The organism is Streptomyces lycii (assembly GCF_009735685.1).
GTDB classification, from domain to species: Bacteria; Actinomycetota; Actinomycetes; order Streptomycetales; family Streptomycetaceae; genus Streptomyces; species Streptomyces lycii.
The window spans coordinates 39,796-58,616 of the sequence record NZ_WHPN01000076.1; the positions used below are offsets into that span (position 1 = coordinate 39,796).

The window sequence follows — 18,821 nt, forward strand, 5'->3', positions numbered from 1 at the left end:
TCTTTGCGACGGACTGTCCGGCAGACTCTGTGCGACCACCGTCCCTCCCGGCCGTACCGGCGGGGAGACCCTCCGGCGAGCGCTCCAGCGAGCACTCCAGCGAAAGAAGGCGCTAGCACCCCATGGCCCCGGTTCCCTCCATCGCCGCCACAGTCCACCAGCGCGTCGCGGACGCCCTCTCGGCCGCCCTGCCGGAGGCCGGCTCCGCGGACCCGCTGCTGCGACGCAGCGACCGGGCGGACTTCCAGGCCAACGGCATGCTGGCGCTCGCGAAGAAGCTGGGCGGCAATCCGCGCGAGCTGGCGGGCCAGGTCGTGGACCGGATCCCGACCGCCGGGAACGCCGACCCGGACGCGGCGATCGCGGCGATCGAGGTGTCCGGCCCGGGCTTCCTCAACATCACCGTCGCCGACTCGGCGATCACCTCGACGCTGGCGGCCCGCGCCGCGGACGACCGGCTCGGCGTGCCGTACGCGGAGAACCCCGGCACCACGGTGATCGACTACTCGCAGCCGAACGTCGCGAAGGAGATGCACGTCGGCCATCTGCGCTCGACGGTGATCGGTGACGCGATCGTGCAGATCCTGGAGCACCGGGGCGAGAGCGTGGTGCGCAGGCACCACATCGGCGACTGGGGTACCCAGTTCGGCATGCTCATCCAGTACCTCATCGAGCACCCGCACGAGCTGGACCACGCCTCCGACACGGCCGCGGCCTCCGGCGAGGGCGAGGCCGCGATGGCCCGCCTGAACCGGCTCTACAAGGCGTCGCGGGCGCTCTTCGACACGGACGAGGAGTTCAAGGACCGGGCGCGGCGGCGGGTGGTGGACCTCCAGGCCGGTGACGCGGAGACGCTCGCGCTCTGGCACAAGATCGTCGACGAGTCGAAGATCTACTTCCAGGGCGTGTACGAGCTGCTGGACGTCGAGGTCCGGGACGAGGACGTCGTCGGCGAGAGCGCGTACAACGACGATCTCAACCAGGTCTGCGACGAGCTGGAGGCGGCCGGTGTCGCGGTCCGCTCCGAGGGCGCCCTCTGTGTCTTCTTCGACGACGTGAAGGGTCCCGACGGGCAGCCGGTCCCGCTGATCGTGCGGAAGTCCAACGGCGGCTTCGGCTACGCGGCCACCGACCTCGCCGCCATCCGCAACCGGATCGGCACGCTCAAGGCGGACACCTTGCTGTACGTCGTGGACGCCCGGCAGGCGCTGCACTTCAAGATGGTCTTCGAGACCGCGCGCCGGGCGGGATGGCTGCCCGAGGGCGCGGCGAAGCAGCTGGCGTTCGGCACGGTGCTCGGCAAGGACGGCAAGCCGTTCAAGACCCGTGAGGGCGAGACGGTGCGGCTGGTCGACCTGCTGAACGAGGCCGTGGACCGGGCCGCCGTCGTCGTACGCGAGAAGGCCCGGGAGCTGAGCGAGGAAGAGATCGCCGAGCGGGCGGCGCAGGTGGGCATCGGCGCCGTGAAGTACGCCGACCTCTCCACGTCGATGTCCCGGGACTATGTCTTCGACCTCGACCGGATGGTCTCGCTCAACGGCGACACCAGCGTCTACCTCCAGTACGCCCACGCCCGGATCCGGTCGATCCTGCGCAAGGCCGGCACGGCCGTCCCGAAGGCCCACCCGGAGCTGCCGCTGGCGCCGGCCGAGCGGGCGCTGGGCCTGCACCTGGACGAGTTCGCGGAGACCCTGGCGTCGGTCGCGGAGACGTACGAGCCGCACAAGCTGGCCGCGTACCTCTACCAACTGGCGTCGGTCTACACGACGTTCTACGACCAGTGCCCGGTGCTCAAGGCCGAGGAGCCCAACATCGTGGCGAACCGGCTGTTCCTGTGCGAGCTGACGGCCCGCACCCTGCGGCAGGGCATGGCACTGCTCGGCATCCGGGCCCCCGAGCGGCTCTGAGCCGCCGCCCGCCCCGGAACCGTACGCGCCGGGGCGGCGCCCGAGCGGCTGCGAGCCACCACCCCGGACGCCTGCGCGCGCCGGGGTCCGCCGGCTTCCGGCACCCGGGGTCCGCCGGCTCCCGGGAGCCTCTGGAGCCCGGGAGCACCCGGAGCCCGGACGTCCGGGCAGCCCGGCAGCCGTACGACTGGACGCGCCCGCCCCCGGGTCCGTACAGCCCGGGCGGCCCGCGACGCCGTACAGCGCGTAAGCCCCCGTCCGCCGGTCCTGTGACCGGTGGACGGGGGCTTCCTCGTTCGCGGGGACGCCGGTGCCGGCGGCGTCCGGGGGGACGCAAGGGCCGCGCGGCCGGGCGCGGGTGCGGTGCTGCCGGGCGCCGGTGCGGTGCGCGTCGGGCGCCGGTGCGGTGCGCGTCGGGCGCCGGTGCGGTGCGCGTCCGGGCAGTCCTGGGGCGGCGGGATCCGGGTCTTCACCCGTTGATCCGCAACTACCCCGGAAAGGCATGGTTGTTGTCTCAACAGCCGGGGGGTCACCATCCTCACGACCGGCGGGGGCGGCCGGGAAACGCGGCAGGGGGACCGGTCGGGGAAGACCGGCCGAGGGGATCCGGTCGAAGGGGATCGACCGGGGAATCGGCTGCCGCCGGACGCGCTCCCGTCAAGCGCAGGTTCACAGAGGGGAGAGGACTGTGCGAATCCGGCACGGACAGCGGCAGCGCCTGCTCACCGCCGTACTCACGGCGGCACTGGTGTTCGGTACGGCCACACAGGCCGGCGGCGCGCCGCGTACGGGGGACGGAGCGGCCACGGAGCCACAGCTCGCGGCGGACTCCGGCACGGGGGGCCACGGCACGGCGGGCTCGGGCAAGGCGGGCTCGGATACGGCGGACTCGGGCACGGCGGGCCGGGATACAGCGGCCCGGGATACGGCGGGCCCGGGCGCGCGAGGCGGCACGGGCGCGGGCAGCGGCTCACCCGGGACGGGCCCGGGCGGCGCGGAAGGCCCGGGCGGCGAACCGGGGGCGGCCTCCGGCGGCGCGCCGAGGACCGTCACCCTGATCACCGGTGACCGGGTGGTCGTGGACGGCTCCGGCCGGCGGGTGACGGACGTCCTGCCGGGCCCCGGGCGGGAGGGCATCCCGATCCGGGTGCGGTCGGCGCGCGAGGGCACGTACGCCGTGCCGGCGGACGCCCGGCAGCTCGTCGACCGGGGGAAGCTGGACCGGCGGCTGTTCGACGTGACCGGTCTGGTGCGGGACGGCTACGACGACGCGAACCGCGCCGGCCTGCCGCTGATCGTGGCCTACACGGGCGGACGCGGCCCGGGCGCCCGGACCGGCGCGGCGGCGGCGACGCGGGCGGGGCTCACCGCCGCGGGCGCCTCCGTACACCGCTCGCTCCCCGTGATCGGCGCCGACGCGGTGCGCGCGCCCCGGAAGGACCGCGCCGCTCTCTGGGACGCGCTGACCGCCGCCCCGGCCGCGGACTCCGCGTTCCGCACCGCCGCGGACGGGGTCGAGCGGGTCTGGCTCGACGCCAGGGTCGGCGCGGCCATCGACCGCAGCGTGGCGCGGATCGGCACCCCCGACGCCTGGAAGGACGGGTACGACGGGACCGGGGTCAAGGTCGCCGTCCTGGACACCGGGGTGGACGAAACCCATCCCGACCTCGCCGGGGTCGAGATCGGGCAGCGCGACTTCTCCGAGGCGCCGGACGCCGTGGACCGCAGCGGCCACGGCACGCATGTCGCGTCCACCGTCGCCGGCAGCGGCGCGGCGTCCGGGGGCGCGTACCGGGGCGTGGCACCGGGCGCGCGGATCCTCGACGGAAAGGTCCTCGACGACACCGGCAACGGCTACACCTCCGACATCGTCGCCGGCATGGAGTGGGCGGCCGGACAGGGCGCCCGGGTGGTGAACCTGAGCCTCGGGCTGTTCGACACGCCGGAGACCGACCCGCTGGAGGAGACGGTGAACACCCTCTCCGCCGAGCGTGGCGTGCTGTTCGTCGTCGCGGCGGGGAACGAGGGGCCGTCCGGCCGCAGCGTCCGCACACCCGGCAGCGCCGAGTCCGCGCTGACCGTGGGCGCGGTGGACCGGGACGACGCCCTCGTGGACTTCTCCAGCGCCGGGCCGACCCTCGCCGGCTCGCTCAAGCCGGATCTCACCGCGCCCGGCGCCGGCATCGTCGCCGCGAAGGCCGCCGAGGGGGTCGAGGGCACCGCGCCGCCCGGGCAGGGCGGTGAAGGCCGCTACGTCGAGATGTCCGGTACGTCGATGGCGGCGCCGCACGTCGCGGGCGCGGCGGCCGTACTGGCGCAGCGGCGCCCCGATCTGACGGGCGACCAGCTCAAGCGGCTGCTGGTGGCCTCGGCCGCGCCGGGCGACCCCGACGCCCCGGCCTATGAGCAGGGCACCGGCCGCGTCGACGTGGCGCGGGCGTACCGGCAGAGCGTGGTCAGCGAGCAGACGGCGGTGGACTTCGGCCTGCTGGAGTCGCCGCACGACACCGACGAGCCGGTGACCCGGCAGCTGACGTACCGGAACGACGGCGCGGAGGCGGTCACGTTCGACCTCTCCGTGGAGGCGCTGCGGCCCGGCGGCGAACCCGCACCGGACGGCATGTTCACGCTGTCGGAGGACCGGGTGACGGTCCCGGCGGGCGGCACGGCCGCGGTCGGCGTCATCGCGGACACCCGGGTCGGCGACGACCTCTCGGGAACGTTCTCCGGCAGCGTCGTCGCCCGGACGGAGACGGCGGGCGGCCAGACGGTCCGTACCGCGGTCGGCGTCGAACTGGAGGAGGAGAAGCACACCCTGACGGTCCGGGTACGGCCGCCTGGCGGGTCCGCGGAGGGCGGGCCGGGGAGCGACGACGGTACCGGTGACGCCTCCGGGGGCGGCGGCGACCCGGGCGACGGAGGTGACGGAGGCGGCGGAGGCGGGCCCGGTGACGACGGCGGCGTCGGCGACAGTGCCGGAGGCGGCAGTGCCGGTGACGACGGCGAAGGCGCCTCCGCGGGCGGCGACGGCGGTGACGACTCCGGCGGCGCCACCGACGACGCCAGTGACGGAGCCACCGACGGGGCCACTGACGGGGCCGACGACGGTACCGATGACGCCTCCGGGGGCGGCGGCACCGACGGCCGCTCCGCGGGCGGCGCGGCCACCGGAGCCGTCAACGTCTACGGCCGGCAGCAGGGCTGGGTGCCGCTGCCCGCGGACTCCGACGGCGACGGGACCGTCTCGGTACGGCTGCCCCGCGACGACTATCTGGTGGAGAGCATGCTGTCCGTGCCCGACGGCGACGGCGGCAGCCACGAGTCGGTCATGATCCGGCCGTTGATCACCCTGGACCGGGGCGGCACCGTCGCGTTCGACCACGGCGAGGCGAAGCCCGTGGCGATCACGGCCCCGGACGGCGCCGAGCCGCGCCGCGGCTTCCTGACGTACCAGAGCGGCATCGCCGTCTATCCGCAGCTGGAGATCGTCGAGCTGGACCGGCTGCGGCTCGGCCACGTCGGGCCGCGCGTCGCCGGGGAGGAGTTCCGCACGCAGGTGGGCGGCCTGTGGACGCGCGGCGACGCCCGCTACCACCTGCTGTACGACCGCGCGGGGGCGTTCTGGGACGGCTTCGAGCACCGCGTCTCGGCGGACGAACTCGCCACCGTGGAGACCGCCGTCGGCGCGCCCGCGAGCGGCAAGACGGCCACCACCACCGCGCAGTGGACCGACACCCGCGACGGCGCGGGGAACGGCGCGGGCGGCGGGCCCGCCTCCGTACAGCTGCCCTCCGGCGAGGACCTCGCCCTGCCCGGCACGGTACGGAACCACTTCACCGCGCCCGAGGGCTTCACCTGGTCGCTGACGGCCGCCCAGTACGGCGCCGAGGGCGGCTGGGAGGCCGAGTTCACCGGCCGGCCGGCGGTCTACCGGCCGGGGGAGACGTACCGGGAGACCTTCAACACCGGCGTCTTCGGCCCGGGGATCGGCGCGGAAGGGGACAACACCGACCGCGGCGGGCGACGGCTGGGCAACCGCATGCACGTCTGCGTACCGGTCCTCGTGGACGGCGCCGGGCACGTGGGCCGCGGCCGGTACGCCGACGCCCGTTCCACGGTGACGGCGAACGGCGGGACGGTCGCGGAGACGGCCGCGCCGCAGTGTTCGTCCTTCGCGGTGGCGGCGGAGGAGGCGGAGTACCGCGTCGCGGTCGAGGCCACGCGGAGGGCCGGGGACTCGGCGGTCAGCGGCAGTGTCAGCGCGGAATGGACCTACCGCTCGGCGCGCACGGAGGGCCGCGAGTGGGCCCCGCTGCCGCTGTCGGCCGTCCGCTTCGCCCCGCGGCTGGCACCGGACAGTTCGGCGGCGGCCGGGGAACGGATGACGGTGCCGCTGACCGTCGAGGGCCCGGCGGCCCGGGACGGCTACCGGGCGCTGGAGGTACGGGTGTCCTACGACCGGGGCGCCACGTGGCGGGACGCGCCGGTGCTGGGCGGGGACGGGACGGGCGGCAGCGGTCCGGACAGCGGCGGTGACGGGGACACCGGTGACGGGGACACCGGTGACGGGGACACCGGTGGCGGCGGAGGCCGTGCCGGGGACGGTGCCGGTGCCGGTGAAGGCCGTGCCGGCGGTGAGCACCTGGTCCTGCGGCACCCGGCCGGGACCGGATCGGTCTCCTTCGCGGTGACCCTGGAGGACCGGGAGGGAAACACGTTCGAGGCGACGCTGCTCGACGCGTATCTGCTGAGGTGACCGGCCCGCGCCCGCCCGGCCCGCATCCGCCCGGCCCGCATCCGCCCGGCCCGCATCCGCCCGGCCGCCTTCGTCGCCGGGGCGGTCGAACCGGCAGGGACGACCGACCCGGCGGGCCCTTGGCCTTCCCGCCGCTCAGCCCGTCGGCGTCGACCAGGCCGTCTCCGCCGCGGCCGCCGCCGCGTCGGCGTCGGCCCGGACGCCCGCCCCGTTCAGGGCGGCCGCCAGCGCCGACAGCACCCGCAGCACCGTGCCGGGCGTGGCGTCCGGGCCGTAGTGGTTGACCCGGATCATCTCCTTGGCCAGCGCGCCGCCGCCCGCCACCAGCGGTGGCGCCGGGGCGTCCGCCGGGGCTGCCGCGAGCGCCGCGGTGACCAGTTCGCGGGCGTCCAGCGAGGCCGGGGCCCGCAGCGTGGTGGCCACCGGTGCCGCGTCGCGGGCCTCGGTCACGTACGGGCGCAGCCCCTCCGGGCCCTGGGCGGTCAGGGCCTGCACGCCGCTGCGCAGCGCGGCCGCGGCGGACCGGTGGCGGGCGAACGACGCGTCGAGCCCGCCGTTCTCCTCGATGCGCTCGATGCACGCCTCCAGCGCCAGCATCTCCAACTGCGCGGGCGCGTGCGGCAGCGCGACGCGCCCCTGGTCGATCCAACGCTCCTTCCAGTCCAGGAGGGAGAGGTACGAGCGGCGCGGCGCCCCCGGGTTGGCGGCGATCCGCTCCCAGGCGCGCTCGCTGACCGACACGGCCGAGACACCGGCCGGGCCGCCCATGGCCTTCTGTGCGCCGATGACGCACAGGTCGATGCCCCACGCGTCGGTCAGCAGGGGTTCGGCGGCGACGGACGCCACCGCGTCGACCATGAGCAGCGCCCCGTGTTCCCGGACGGCCTCGGCGACGGCGGGCACCGGGTTGGTGTTGCCGGTGGCGGCCTCGGCGTGCACGAGGGAGACCAGCTCGGTCTCCGGGTGCTCCGCCAGCGCCCGCCGCACCGCGTCCGCCGGCACCGACGTGTCGTACGGCACCTCGATGTCCACGACCGTCGCCCCGCAGTCCCGCAGCCAGCCGCCGAACGTCTGGCCGTACGGGCCGGTGACGACGTTCAGCGCGGTGGAGCCCGGCCGGGCGGCGGAGCGGATGCAGCCCTCCAGGGGCAGCAACGCCTCGCCCTGCATCACGAGTACGTCGGCGTCGGTCCGCAGGACGGAGGCGACCCGCCGCTCGATGGCGGCGAAGCGCTCCGCGGAGAGCGGTTCGAGATCGAGGAGGGGGTGCGACATGGGGCTGCTCACTCACTCGTTGCGGGCGGAACGGTGCGGCACTTGACCGGTACGGCACCTCTTCTGTTCGGCACCTGTCCGGTTGGGCACCTGATCGGTACGGCACCTGGCCGGTGCGGCGCTGTGGGGCGAGCGTACCTCTGCGGCGAACGACGACGGGTGTGACGAGCGGGGCAGCGTGTGGGGCGGTGTGTGGGGCTCGCGAAGGGCGACCGGGCCCGGTGGAGACAGCCCGCCGCCGGGTGCGTGACGTGCGCGGACGCGGGGCGGCGTCTAGTGGGCGCGCAGGTCGTCCACGTGGAAGCTGCCGGCGGTGGTCGTCCCGCCCTCGGCCTGGTTGACGAAGACGTTGAACTGGGAGAGGTTCCGCAGGTCTTCACCGGAGATCCGGCGGCCGGCGTTCTCCGTGTCCCAGGGCGCGGGCCGGAAGTCGGCGAACGGAATGGTCACCTCGCCCGCCTCGGTGCCGGCCATCGACGGATACGCCTCGTAGGCGACACCGCCCGCGACCAGTTGCAGCACCAGCTTGTGGTCCGAGCCGTCCGGCCGGAGCCACAGCGAGAAGGAATCGTAGGCCGACCAGTCGCCCTCGATGCGCTTACCGATGCCGGTGTACGTCTGATAGGTGAAGTCGTAGTCGAACTTCAGCGCGTTCTCGCCGCCGCCCCTGGGGTCCTGGGACAGCGAGATGGTGTTCGTGCCGTACGGGCTGTACTCCGCGCGGAGCGCGACATCGTCGGCGTGGCCCTCGAAGTCGTCCACGACACCCGGCGGGAGCGGCGGCTTCTCGCCGAGGACGATCCGGTTCGTCAGCTCCAGCCTCCGCCGGCCGGGCCCGCGGAGTTCGGCGGTGACGGTCAGCTCGGTGACCGTGTTGTCGAGGTTCTCCGCGCCGATCTCCCAGATGCCCGTGTGGTAGCCGGTGTCGCGGTCGTACCGCAGCGGACGGCGGGCGGGGTCGTCGCCGACGGTGTAGTGGACCTCGTGCGGCTGCGCGGAGTCGGAGAGCCGCACCCGGACGGTGGCCTCCGGGGTGGTGATCCGCTGGTTGTCGGTGGGCGAGACGATGTGCAGATACGGCTCGTGGTCCCGGGCGCGCACCCTGCGGTCGTAGACGTCGCGCCGGTCCAGCTCCGCGCTGAAGACGGAGGCGGGGCGGGCGTGGAAGTCCCGGAAGTCGGGAAGCAGTTCGTGCTCCTCCTCGTCCGCAGTCGCCGGGTACGGGACGAAGAACTGCTCGGTGCCGAAGTTGACCCAGGTCAGCATCCAGGCGCTGCGGCTCGCGTCCGGGTCGGCGGCGATGGCGTCGAGGACCTTCGTGTACCACCGCAGTTCGCTGTTGCCGCCGTTGGGCTTCAGGGCGCCGCTGATCCCGAACTCGGTGAAGGCCGACACCTTGCCGCGCTCCTCGGCGATCCTCGCGATCATGCCGAGGTCGGCGACGACACCGTCCAGCCACTGCTGGGAGGCGCCGCTGTCGTCGTAGTTGTCGTAGCCGAGGACGTCGACGAACGCGTCGCCGGGGTAGGTGCGCATGTAGACGTCGTCCGTGCCGCCGTAGGAGCCGCCGGGCGAGTAGGAGTACAGGAAGTTGTGCACGTCCTTGGTGTCGCGCAGGTACTCCACGGTGTAGCGGAACAGCTCGGTGAACTCCGAGGGCGAGGCGTGCGCGGCGCCCCACCAGAACCACGATCCGCTGTTCTCGTGGAAGGGGCGGAACACCATCGGGATCGGGTTGCCGTCCTTGTCGTCGGCGGCGTGCGCGAGCTTGGCGACCCGGTCGAGATAGGCGTTGAACGCGGCGTGGTGGTCACCGCCGGGCAGGATGCGTTCGACAACGTTGCCATCGGTGTCGTAGAAGTCCCCGCCGGTGACGAAGTTGTCCATGTGGGCGGTGACGGTGTGGATGCCGCCGATCCGGTCGGCCCGCTCGATGAGTTCGACGGTGTGCTCGAAGTTCTCCTCGGGAGTGGGCTCACCCGGCGCCGAGCCCCAGCCGTCGTGCCCCACGTCCCAGCCGAAGACGGCCGGATGGTCCCCGACCCCGGCCTCCACGTCGGACCGGAAGCCGTCGGTCTCCGCGGACTCGTCGAAGGTCACGCCGAACTCGGTGTCCTGCTGGTGCCCGAAGAGAATGCCCTTCCCCTGCTGGTCCCGCAGATAGGAGAAGAGCGAACGGGTCTCGGGCGTCGCGTCGGGATCGACGATTCGCACCGTCTTGGGCTTGCCGTGGTGCCGGCCGTCCGCCGGACCGCTGTCGGCGGCGGCGACCGGGGTGAGGACCCCGAGACCGACCACCGCGGCCGCGGCGGCGGCGAACGCGGCGACCGCGCCCTGCCACCTGCCGGACGGGGAGAAGCTGCGTCTGTGCATGGACTCTCCAGGGATGGATGCCGAAGTGGCGCCGGTGACGGCGGGGATGCCGCGGGCCGTCCTGCTGGAGTGGGACTATAGAGAACTTACTTACGTCGGTGAAGTAACTAAACAGAATCCCTTGCACCGGGCCATCCGCCCACGGCCCACCGGGACTCCACGGACGGCAGCCGACGCGACCAGCAAGTTGCCCCGGCCGCCCAGGAACCATCCATATGGGGGAATCCACCCAACTGGCCGAGCAATGAGCCGTTTTGCATACCTATGCTCGCCGTACGGCAGGCCGGGCACACGTACACGTGCCGACGGCATGCCTCCCCGTACCGCCACACCACCACAGGAATCAGCATGGTCAGCTCGCCCCACGAGGCGATGCACCGCATCTTCCAGGAGTATCCGGGGCTGTTCTCCGGCCTCTCCGAGGTTCTCGGCGTCACATTTCCGGCTCCGAGCGCCGTCGCCGTCCTGCCGACCGACCTCACCGAGGCCCGGCCCGTCGAGCGCCGCGTCGACACGCTGTTGCGCTTCGACGGTCCCGACGGCGGGTCCTTCCTGCTGGCTGTCGAGGCCCAGGGCAGGAAGGACCCGGCCAAGCCCGCCAGCTGGGCGTACTACGCCTCGTACCTGCACACGAAGTACAGCCTGCCGCCCCTGCTGCTGGTCGTCTGCCAGGACCGGGCGACCGCGGAGTGGGCGGCACGACCGGTCCGCATCGGGCCCCCGCAGTGGGCGACGCTCATGCTGCACCCGCTCGTCGCGGGGCCGCACAACATGCCCGTGATCACCGACCCGGCCGAGGTGCGCAAGGACTTCGCCCTCGCCACGCTCGCCGCGATCACGCACGCCGCGAACCCCGATGTCGGTGCCATACTCAAAGCGATGTCGACCGCGCTGCGGGACACACCGCCAACGATCAGTGATCCCATCGTCGAATTCATCGCACAGGGCCTGGGCAAGCTCCCGGCCTCGGAACAGTGGAGGACCCTGGTGGCAGTGGATCTTTCCTTCTACAAGTCGCCCCTCTCGGAAGAGATCCGGGACGCAGGCCGCGCCGAGGGCCGCGCCGAGGACATCGTGCTGATCCTGGAGGACCGCGGTCTCGAGGTCTCCGACGCGGCCCGCGAACGCATCACCGGCTGCAAGGACCCCGCACTCCTGCGGCACTGGCTCCGCCGAGCCCTCTCCGCCACCTCCACCGAGGACATCTTCACCGAGTCACACCCCGGTGGCTGAGGCACCGGAGGGCCCCTTTTTCATCGCCGACCTTTCGTTCTACAAGTCGCCTTTCGCGGAAGAAATCCGCGAAGAGGGTCGCCAAGAGGGTCGTTTCGCAGTCGTGGCGGAAGCCCTGGCCGAACTTTTGCCCGAAGGGCGGGAAAGGAGCCGGACTGAGGTCGTCCTGTTCGTCCTGGAGCGCCGCGGAGTCGAACTCTCCGACGCTGCCCGCGAACGCATCACCGGCTGCGAGGACCCGTGGCTCCCGGTGCGCTGGCTACGCCGAGCCCTCACCGCCACCTCCACCGAGGACGTCTTCACCGAGGCGTAGCCCGGGCGCCCGACCGCCGAGCTGACGAAGCCTCGCGGACAGCGCGAAAGCCGTATGCCCCGGTTGCCCCGGTCTCCCCGAGCGGGGCAACCGGGGCACGGCGGCAACCAGGCAGTGAACCCGGGGGCGGACGGCCTATTCGCCGCGGTTCAGGCGCTGCGCGACCTCCGCCGCCCAGTACGTCAGGATCATGTTCGCCCCGGCCCGCTTCGCGCCGGTCAGGGTCTCCATGATGGTGCGGTCGCGCTCGATCCAGCCCCGCTCCGCCGCGGCCTCGATCATCGCGTACTCGCCGGACACCTGGTACGCCGCGACCGGCACGTCCACGGCGTCCGCGACCCGGCGCAGCACGTCCAGGTACGGCAGCGCCGGCTTGACCATGACCATGTCGGCGCCCTCGTCGAGGTCCAGGGCTAGCTCGCGCATGGACTCGCGCGCGTTGGCCGGGTCCTGCTGGTACGTCTTGCGGTCGCCCTGGAGCGAGGAGTCGACGGCCTCGCGGAAGGGACCGTAGAAGGCGGACGCGTACTTCGCGGTGTAGGCGAGGATCGACACGTCCTGGTGACCGGCGCCGTCGAGAGCCTCCCGGACGACCCGGACCTGGCCGTCCATCATGCCGCTGGGGCCGACGACATGGACGCCCGCGTCGGCCTGGACGCGGGCCATCTCGGCGTACCGCTCCAGCGTCGCGTCGTTGTCGACCCGGCCCCGCTCGTCCACGACGCCGCAGTGGCCGTGGTCGGTGAACTCGTCCAGGCACAGGTCCGACATGACGACGAGATCGTCGCCGACCTCGGCCTTCACGTCCCGGACGGCCACCTGGAGGATGCCGTCCGGGTCCGTCCCGGCCGAGCCGATCGCGTCCTTCTCGCGCGGCACGCCGAACAGCATGATCCCGCCGAGCCCCGCCGCGGCCGCCTCGGCGGCGGCCTTCCGGAGGGTGTCCCGGGTGTGCTGGACGACACCCGGCATGGACGACACCGGCACCGGCTCGCTGATGCCCTCCCGTACGAAGGCGGGGAGGATCAGCTCGGCCGGGTGCAGCCGGTGCTCGCTCACCAGGCGGCGCATGGCCGGGGTCGTGCGGAGCCGACGGGGACGCATACCGTTGAAGGATCCGTGCTCACTCATGCCTTCCACGCTACGCCCGTCCCGGGGGAGCCTTTGCCGACGCGATGTCGACCCGCGCGCGGGCCGGGCCCCGGCGGAGCGAGCGGCGTACGGCGCGGGCCGCGGCGGCGCCCCGGCGCTCGCGCGGCCGGAACCCTACGGCGCGGGACCGCCCGCGATCCCGCGCCCGAGCGCACGGGCACGGGCTTACGGAGCGGGGCCCGAGCGTACGGGCTCGCGTCGCGAAACGGGCGAACGACGGGCCCCGTAGAGCCCGCGTGCGGGCCCCGGGCGCAGGGCCCAACCCCTGGGGCGTGCGGCACGATCCCGGGCGTCCGGCCGTGGACCCGGGTCGGTCGCCGCCCGACGCCGCCGCGAACGCGGGTCAGTCACCTCCGGACGCACCCGCGGACGCGGGTCAGGTCGCCGCGCGACGCCGCCGTGAACCGGGCCGGCGCTCACTCGGCCGGGTCACGGCCTCGCCCGCCTCGACCGCCGCCGCCCGGCGCTTCGCGCCGAAGTCCGCGAGCCCCTCGGCCAGCTTGGTGACCGACGGCTCCGGCGACAGGACGTCGACCCGCAGCCCGTGCTCCTCGGCCGTCTTGGCCGTCGCCGGACCGATGCAGGCGATGACGGTGACGTTGTGCGGCTTGCCGGCGATGCCGACGAGGTTCCGCACGGTGCTGGACGAGGTGAACAGCACCGCGTCGAAACCGCCGCCCTTGATGGCCTCGCGGGTCTCGGCGGGCGGCGGCGAGGCGCGCACGGTGCGGTACGCCGTGACGTCGTCGACCTCCCAGCCCAGCTCGATCAGCCCGGCCACCAGGGTCTCGGTGGCGATGTCGGCACGCGGCAGGAAGACGCGGTCGATCGGGTCGAACACCGGGTCGTACGGCGGCCAGTCCTCCAGGAGTCCGGCGGCCGACTGCTCACCGCTGGGCACCAGGTCCGGCTTCACACCGAAGTCGATCAGCGACTTGGCGGTCTGGTCGCCGACGGCGGCCACCTTGATCCCGGCGAAGGCGCGCGCGTCGAGCCCGTACTCCTCGAACTTCTCGCGGACGGCCTTCACCGCGTTCACGGAGGTGAAGGCGATCCACTCGTAGCGGCCGGTGACCAGGCCCTTGACCGCGCGCTCCATCTGCTGCGGGGTGCGCGGCGGCTCGACGGCGATGGTCGGCACCTCGCTGGGCACCGCGCCGTACGAACGGAGCTGGTCGGACAGCGAGGCCGCCTGCTCCTTGGTGCGCGGCACGAGGACCTTCCAGCCGAACAGCGGCTTGGACTCGAACCAGGCGAGCCGGTCCCGGTGCGCGGCCGCGCTGTGCTCGCCGACGACGGCGACGACGGACTGCCCGCCTTCGGCCGACGGCAGCACCTTCGCGGCCTTGAGCACCTGCGCGACGGTGCCGAGGGTGGCGGTCCAGGTGCGCTGGCGGGTGGTGGTGCCCGCGACGGTGACGGTCATCGGGGTGTCGGGCTTGCGCCCGGCGGCGACGAGTTCCCCGGCGGCGGCCGTGACCGACTCCAGGGTGGTGGAGACCACGGCAGTGGCGTCGCTCGCGCCGACCTCCGTCCAGCAGCGGTCGGAGGCGGTGGCGGCGTCCACGAAACGGACGTCGGCCCCGTCCGGGGAGCGCAGCGGCACACCGGCGTACGCGGGCACGCCGACGGCGTTCGCCACTCCCGGCACGACCTCGAAGACGATGCCCTCGGCGGCGCACGCGAGCATCTCCCCGACGGCGTCGCCGTCCAGTCCCGGGTCACCGGAGAGCGCACGGACCACCCGCTTGCCGCCCCGCGCGGCCTGCATGACAAGATTGGCGGCGTCTTCCAAGACGCGCCCGCCCGTGGAGTTTGACGTGCCGTCATGCCCGGCCTGCTGCGGGATGTCCACCCCTGCGCGCGCGTGGGTCACCACGACGTCGAGCACCTGCGGGTCGGCGACCAGCACGTCCGCCTGGCCCAGCGCCTCCACGGCGCGGAGCGTCAGCAGCCCCGGGTCCCCGGGCCCGGCACCGAGGAAGGTGACCTGACCGAGAGCGGAGTGCGTTGCGGATCGAAGATTTACGGCGGTGGGGCTCAAAGTGCTCGCTCCCCCATCAGACCGGCCGCACCCTTGGCGAGCATCTCGGAGGCGAGTTCGCGGCCGAGAGCCGCGGCGTCCTCGAGAGACGACGGTACGGGACCGGTGGTGGACAGCTGCACCAGCGTCTTGCCGTCGGTGGTGCCGACGACGCCGCGCAGGCGCAGTTCGGTGACAACCTGCCCGTCGGCCAACAGGTCGGCCAGCGCGCCCACAGGTGCGCTGCAACCGGCCTCCAGGGCGGCGAGCAGGGAACGCTCGGCGGTCACGGCGGCCCGCGTGTACGGGTCGTCGAGCTCGGCGAGCACGGCCGCGAGGGAGACGCCGTCCACGGTGTGGTCGGCGGCGCACTCGACGGCCAGGGCCCCCTGGCCGGGGGCGGGCAGAATCGCGTCGACGGGCAGCTTCTCGGTCGCCTCGTCGATCCGGCCGACCCGGCTCAGACCGGCGGCGGCGAGCACGACACCGTCGAGTTCACCGGAGCGCACGAAACCGATGCGGGTGTCGACGTTCCCGCGGATCGGCACGGTCTCGATGTCGCCGCCGAGCATCTTGGCCCAGGCGTTGAGCTGCGCCATGCGGCGCGGCGAACCGGTGCCGACACGCGCCCGGCCGGGCTGCGCCACGAGCTGCTCGAAGGTGAGGCCGTCGCGCGCGACGAGCACGTCCCGCGGGTCCTCCCGGGGCGGGACGGCGGCCAGCGCCAGGTCGTCGGGCTGCGTGGTCGGCAGGTCCTTCAGCGAGTGCACCGCGAAGTCGATCTCACCCGCCAGCAGCGCGTCGCGCAGCGCGGACACGAAGACCCCGGTGCCGCCGATCTGCGCGAGGTGCTCGCGGGAGGTGTCGCCGTACGTGGTGATCTCGACCAGCTCGACGGGCCGGCCGGTCAGCTCGCGGACGCTGTCCGCGACCATGCCGGACTGGGCCATGGCGAGCTTGCTGCGCCGGGTGCCGAGCCTGAGGGGCTCGGTGCCGGGCAGGACGCCGACGGTGCCGCCCGGTGCGGTGGCCCCCGTGGTGGTCCTGGTCCCCGTGGTGGTCGTGGTGGTCGTGTCGCTGTCGGCCGTGGTCGTGTCGCTGTCGGCCGTGGTGCCGGTGGTGCTCATGTTGCCCTTGTCGGTCATGCCCTCTCCCGTTGGGGATCGCCGCTGTCGGCCCTGCTGACGGCGGCGACCGCCTTGGGGTCGAGGTCGAAGAGTTCTCGCAGCGCGTCGGCGTACCCGGCACCGCCGGGCTCCCCCGCGAGCTGCTTGACCCGCACGGTGGGCGCGTGCAGGAGCTTGTCGACGACACGCCGCACGGTCTGTTTGATCTCCGCGCGTTCCTTGTCGTCCAGGTCTGGCAGGCGGCCGTCGAGCCGGGCGATCTCGCTCGCCACCACGTCCGCGGCCATGGTGCGCAGCGCGACCACGGTCGGCGTGATGTGCGCGGCCCGCTGCGCGGCGCCGAACGCGGCGACCTCCTCGGACACGATGGTCCGCACCTGCTCGACGTCCGCGGCCATCGAGCCGACGGCGGCGGGTGCCCCGGCGGACGCCGAACTCTCGGCCTCCGCCGCGGTGGCGGCCGCCTCGGCGAGCGTCTCGATGTCGACGAGCCGCACGCCCCCGACCCGGTGGGCCGCCGCGTCGATGTCCCGCGGCATCGCCAGGTCGAGCAGGTCGAGGCGGTGCGCGCCGGAACCGGTCCGCGCCTGCCGGGCGGCGAGGGCGGTACGCAGGTCGTCGGCCGTCAGCACGAGTCCGGTGGAGCCGGTGCAGGAGACCACGACGTCGGCCCGGGCGAGTTCGCCGGCGACCTCGCCCATCGGTACGGCGCGCGCCGCCAGGCCCTCCGACTGCTCGGCCAGCACGGCGGTCAGCCGCTCGGCGCGCTCCACGGTGCGGTTGGCCACGGTCAGCTCGGCGACGCCCGCGCGGGCGAGCGTGGTGGCTGCCAGGGACGACATCGAACCGGCGCCGATCACCAGGGCGCGCCTGCCCCGGGCCCAGGCGGCGGTGTCCACGGCTCCGGAACCGGGGGCAGGCGTGCCCCCGTCCGCGGCGGAACCCTCGCCGGCGGCGAGCTGTTCGAGGCCGAAGCTGACCAGCGACTGGCCGGCCCGGTCGATCCCGGTCTCGCTGTGCGCCCGCTTGCCGACGCGCAGCGCCTGCTGGAACAGGTCGTTGAGCAGCCGCCCGGCGGTGTGCAGCTCCTGGCCGAGGGCGAGCGCGTCCTTGATCTGGCCGAGGATCTGCCCCTCGCCGACCACCATCGAGTCGAGTCCGCAGGCCACCGAGAACAGATGGTGGACGGCCCGGTCCTCGTAGTGCACGTAGAGGTACGGAGTGAGTTCCTCCAGCGCGACACCGCAGTGCACGCCGAGCTGGGTGGACAGCTCGGCGACCCCGGCGTGGAACTTGTCCACGTCGGCGTACAGCTCGATGCGGTTGCAGGTGGAGAGCACCGCGGCCTCGCCCGCCGGCTCGGCGGCGAGCGTGTCCTGGAGCAGCTTGCCGCGCGCCTCGGGGGCGAGTGCGGCGCGCTCCAGCACGCTGACCGGCGCGCTGCGGTGGCTCAGTCCGACGACCAGCAGACTCATGCCGGCATCACGGCGGGAACGTCCCCGTCGGGTCCCTTCCGGCGGTCTGCGCCCCCGGACACGGCGGGGGCCGGGGCGGCGGACTCCTGCGCCGCGGACTCCTGCGCCGCGTCCTCGCCGGCCTTCCGCTGCTCGTGGAAGGCGAGGATCTGCAGCTCGATGGAGAGGTCGACCTTGCGCACGTCCACGCCCTCGGGCACGGACAGCACGGTGGGCGCGAAGTTGAGGATCGAGGTGACACCGGCGGCGACGAGCCGGTCGCAGACCTGCTGTGCCGCTCCGGCGGGGGTGGCGATGACGCCGATGGAGACGCCGTTGTCGCTGATGATCGCTTCGAGTTCGTCGGTGTGCTTCACCGGGAGCCCGGCGACGGGCTTGCCCGCCATGGCCGGGTCGGCGTCTATCAGCGCGGCGACGCGGAAGCCGCGGGAGGCGAAGCCGCCGTAGTTGGCGAGGGCCGCGCCGAGATTGCCGATGCCGACGATCACAACCGGCCAGTCCTGGGTGAGGCCCAGCTCACGGGAGATCTGGTAGACGAGGTATTCGACGTCGTAGCCGACACCGCGGGTGCCGTAGGAGCCGAGGTAGGAGAAGTCCTTGCGGAGCTTGGCGGAGTTGACCCCGGCGGCCGCCGCGAGTTCCTCCGACGAGACCGTGGGTACCGAGCGCTCGGACAGCGCGGTCAGCGCGCGCAGATACAGCGGTAGCCGGGCGACGGTGGCCTCGGGAATTCCTCGGCTTCGGGTCGCCGGTCGGTGCGTTCGGCCAGTTGCCACGGTGCTCCTGCGGGTAGAGCGAGGCTGTGGGCGGCCTCGTCTCCCCGGACCGCCCCGTCTCCAGCAGGCTATGTCTTTGTGAACGCGTGCACAAAGATGGTGTCCGTTTTGTCCGAGCAAAGTGACCGGGCTCACGCGTTGGTTTCGCGTCAATGTGGAACCGCCGGGTACACCGACGAGTTCCGCCGCCCACGGGGGCACAGTGCTCACTCTCCTCGCAACTCCGCCCCCCGGCGTTTCGAAACGCCCCACGATGGTAGTGGACCCGGTGGCCGGTATGCACCGCGCGAGTAAGGCGCCCTGACTGTTGCCTCCGCGGCCCGGACAGCCCCCGGACGCCCCTCGGACGACTCGACGACGCCCGGGTGCCCGGCGCGCGAGTCCCGGACGGTCGCGGGTCCGCGCGCCGGG

General features: G+C 73.5%; 11 protein-coding genes. 4 read left to right on the forward strand and 7 right to left on the reverse strand.

The window, feature by feature from the left end:
• Positions 1 to 122 precede the first annotated feature (122 nt).
• On the forward strand, positions 123 to 1,907 hold the full coding sequence (gene argS, locus GCU69_RS03840; RefSeq protein WP_098752436.1) for an arginine--tRNA ligase: 1,785 nt from the start codon (positions 123 to 125) through the stop codon (positions 1,905 to 1,907).
• 688 nt (positions 1,908 to 2,595) lie between these two features.
• The gene (locus GCU69_RS03845) at positions 2,596 to 6,663 is read left to right on the forward strand and encodes a S8 family serine peptidase (protein WP_156205124.1); all 4,068 of its coding nucleotides are present in this window, start codon (positions 2,596 to 2,598) and stop codon (positions 6,661 to 6,663) included.
• A gap of 135 nt (positions 6,664 to 6,798) precedes the next feature.
• On the opposite strand, the gene GCU69_RS03850 is transcribed toward GCU69_RS03845, so the two are convergent.
• Positions 6,799 to 7,938: a pyridoxal-phosphate-dependent aminotransferase family protein gene (locus GCU69_RS03850; RefSeq protein WP_098752438.1), complete on the reverse strand. Its 1,140-nt coding sequence runs from the start codon at positions 7,936 to 7,938 to the stop codon at positions 6,799 to 6,801.
• Between the two features lie 273 nt (positions 7,939 to 8,211).
• Positions 8,212 to 10,311, reverse strand: a complete 2,100-nt coding sequence (locus GCU69_RS03855) for a glycosyl hydrolase (RefSeq protein WP_156205125.1) — start codon at positions 10,309 to 10,311, stop codon at positions 8,212 to 8,214.
• 348 nt (positions 10,312 to 10,659) lie between these two features.
• Between GCU69_RS03855 and GCU69_RS03860 the strand changes: the two genes are divergently transcribed.
• The gene (locus GCU69_RS03860; RefSeq protein ID WP_098752440.1) at positions 10,660 to 11,544 is read left to right on the forward strand and encodes a hypothetical protein; all 885 of its coding nucleotides are present in this window, start codon (positions 10,660 to 10,662) and stop codon (positions 11,542 to 11,544) included.
• The gene (locus tag GCU69_RS03865) at positions 11,537 to 11,857 is read left to right on the forward strand and encodes a hypothetical protein (RefSeq protein ID WP_235978201.1); all 321 of its coding nucleotides are present in this window, start codon (positions 11,537 to 11,539) and stop codon (positions 11,855 to 11,857) included. The genes GCU69_RS03860 and GCU69_RS03865 overlap by 8 nt, the downstream gene beginning before the upstream one ends.
• A 135-nt stretch (positions 11,858 to 11,992) precedes the next feature.
• On the opposite strand, the gene hemB is transcribed toward GCU69_RS03865, so the two are convergent.
• From hemB to GCU69_RS03890, 5 genes are all read right to left on the reverse strand, one after another.
• On the reverse strand, positions 11,993 to 12,988 hold the full coding sequence (hemB, locus tag GCU69_RS03870; protein WP_156205126.1) for a porphobilinogen synthase: 996 nt from the start codon (positions 12,986 to 12,988) through the stop codon (positions 11,993 to 11,995).
• A 397-nt stretch (positions 12,989 to 13,385) separates the two neighbouring features.
• On the reverse strand, positions 13,386 to 15,053 hold the full coding sequence (locus GCU69_RS03875) for a bifunctional uroporphyrinogen-III C-methyltransferase/uroporphyrinogen-III synthase (protein WP_098752442.1): 1,668 nt from the start codon (positions 15,051 to 15,053) through the stop codon (positions 13,386 to 13,388).
• Positions 15,050 to 16,177: a hydroxymethylbilane synthase gene (gene hemC, locus GCU69_RS03880; protein WP_268969217.1), complete on the reverse strand. Its 1,128-nt coding sequence runs from the start codon at positions 16,175 to 16,177 to the stop codon at positions 15,050 to 15,052. The genes GCU69_RS03875 and hemC overlap by 4 nt, the downstream gene beginning before the upstream one ends.
• Entirely contained in the window at positions 16,174 to 17,634 is a 1,461-nt protein-coding gene (locus GCU69_RS03885; protein ID WP_156205127.1) for a glutamyl-tRNA reductase, read from the reverse strand. Before GCU69_RS03885 ends, hemC begins: the two co-directional genes overlap by 4 nt.
• A complete protein-coding gene (locus GCU69_RS03890; protein ID WP_156205128.1) occupies positions 17,631 to 18,410 on the reverse strand; it encodes a redox-sensing transcriptional repressor Rex in 780 nt (259 codons plus the stop codon). Before GCU69_RS03890 ends, GCU69_RS03885 begins: the two co-directional genes overlap by 4 nt.
• Positions 18,411 to 18,821 lie beyond the last annotated feature (411 nt).

Excerpts from the sequence above, each read along its gene's own strand:
- argS (WP_098752436.1), top strand. The coding sequence starts at position 123 with ATGGCCCCGGTTCCCTCCATCGCCGCCACAGTCCACCAGCGCGTCGCG.
- GCU69_RS03860 (WP_098752440.1), top strand. The coding sequence starts at position 10,660 with ATGGTCAGCTCGCCCCACGAGGCGATGCACCGCATCTTCCAGGAGTAT.
- hemC (WP_268969217.1), bottom strand. The coding sequence starts at position 16,177 with ATGACCGACAAGGGCAACATGAGCACCACCGGCACCACGGCCGACAGC.
- GCU69_RS03850 (WP_098752438.1), bottom strand. The coding sequence starts at position 7,938 with ATGTCGCACCCCCTCCTCGATCTCGAACCGCTCTCCGCGGAGCGCTTC.
- hemB (WP_156205126.1), bottom strand. The coding sequence starts at position 12,988 with ATGAGTGAGCACGGATCCTTCAACGGTATGCGTCCCCGTCGGCTCCGC.
- GCU69_RS03885 (WP_156205127.1), bottom strand. The coding sequence starts at position 17,634 with ATGAGTCTGCTGGTCGTCGGACTGAGCCACCGCAGCGCGCCGGTCAGC.
- GCU69_RS03855 (WP_156205125.1), bottom strand. The coding sequence starts at position 10,311 with ATGCACAGACGCAGCTTCTCCCCGTCCGGCAGGTGGCAGGGCGCGGTC.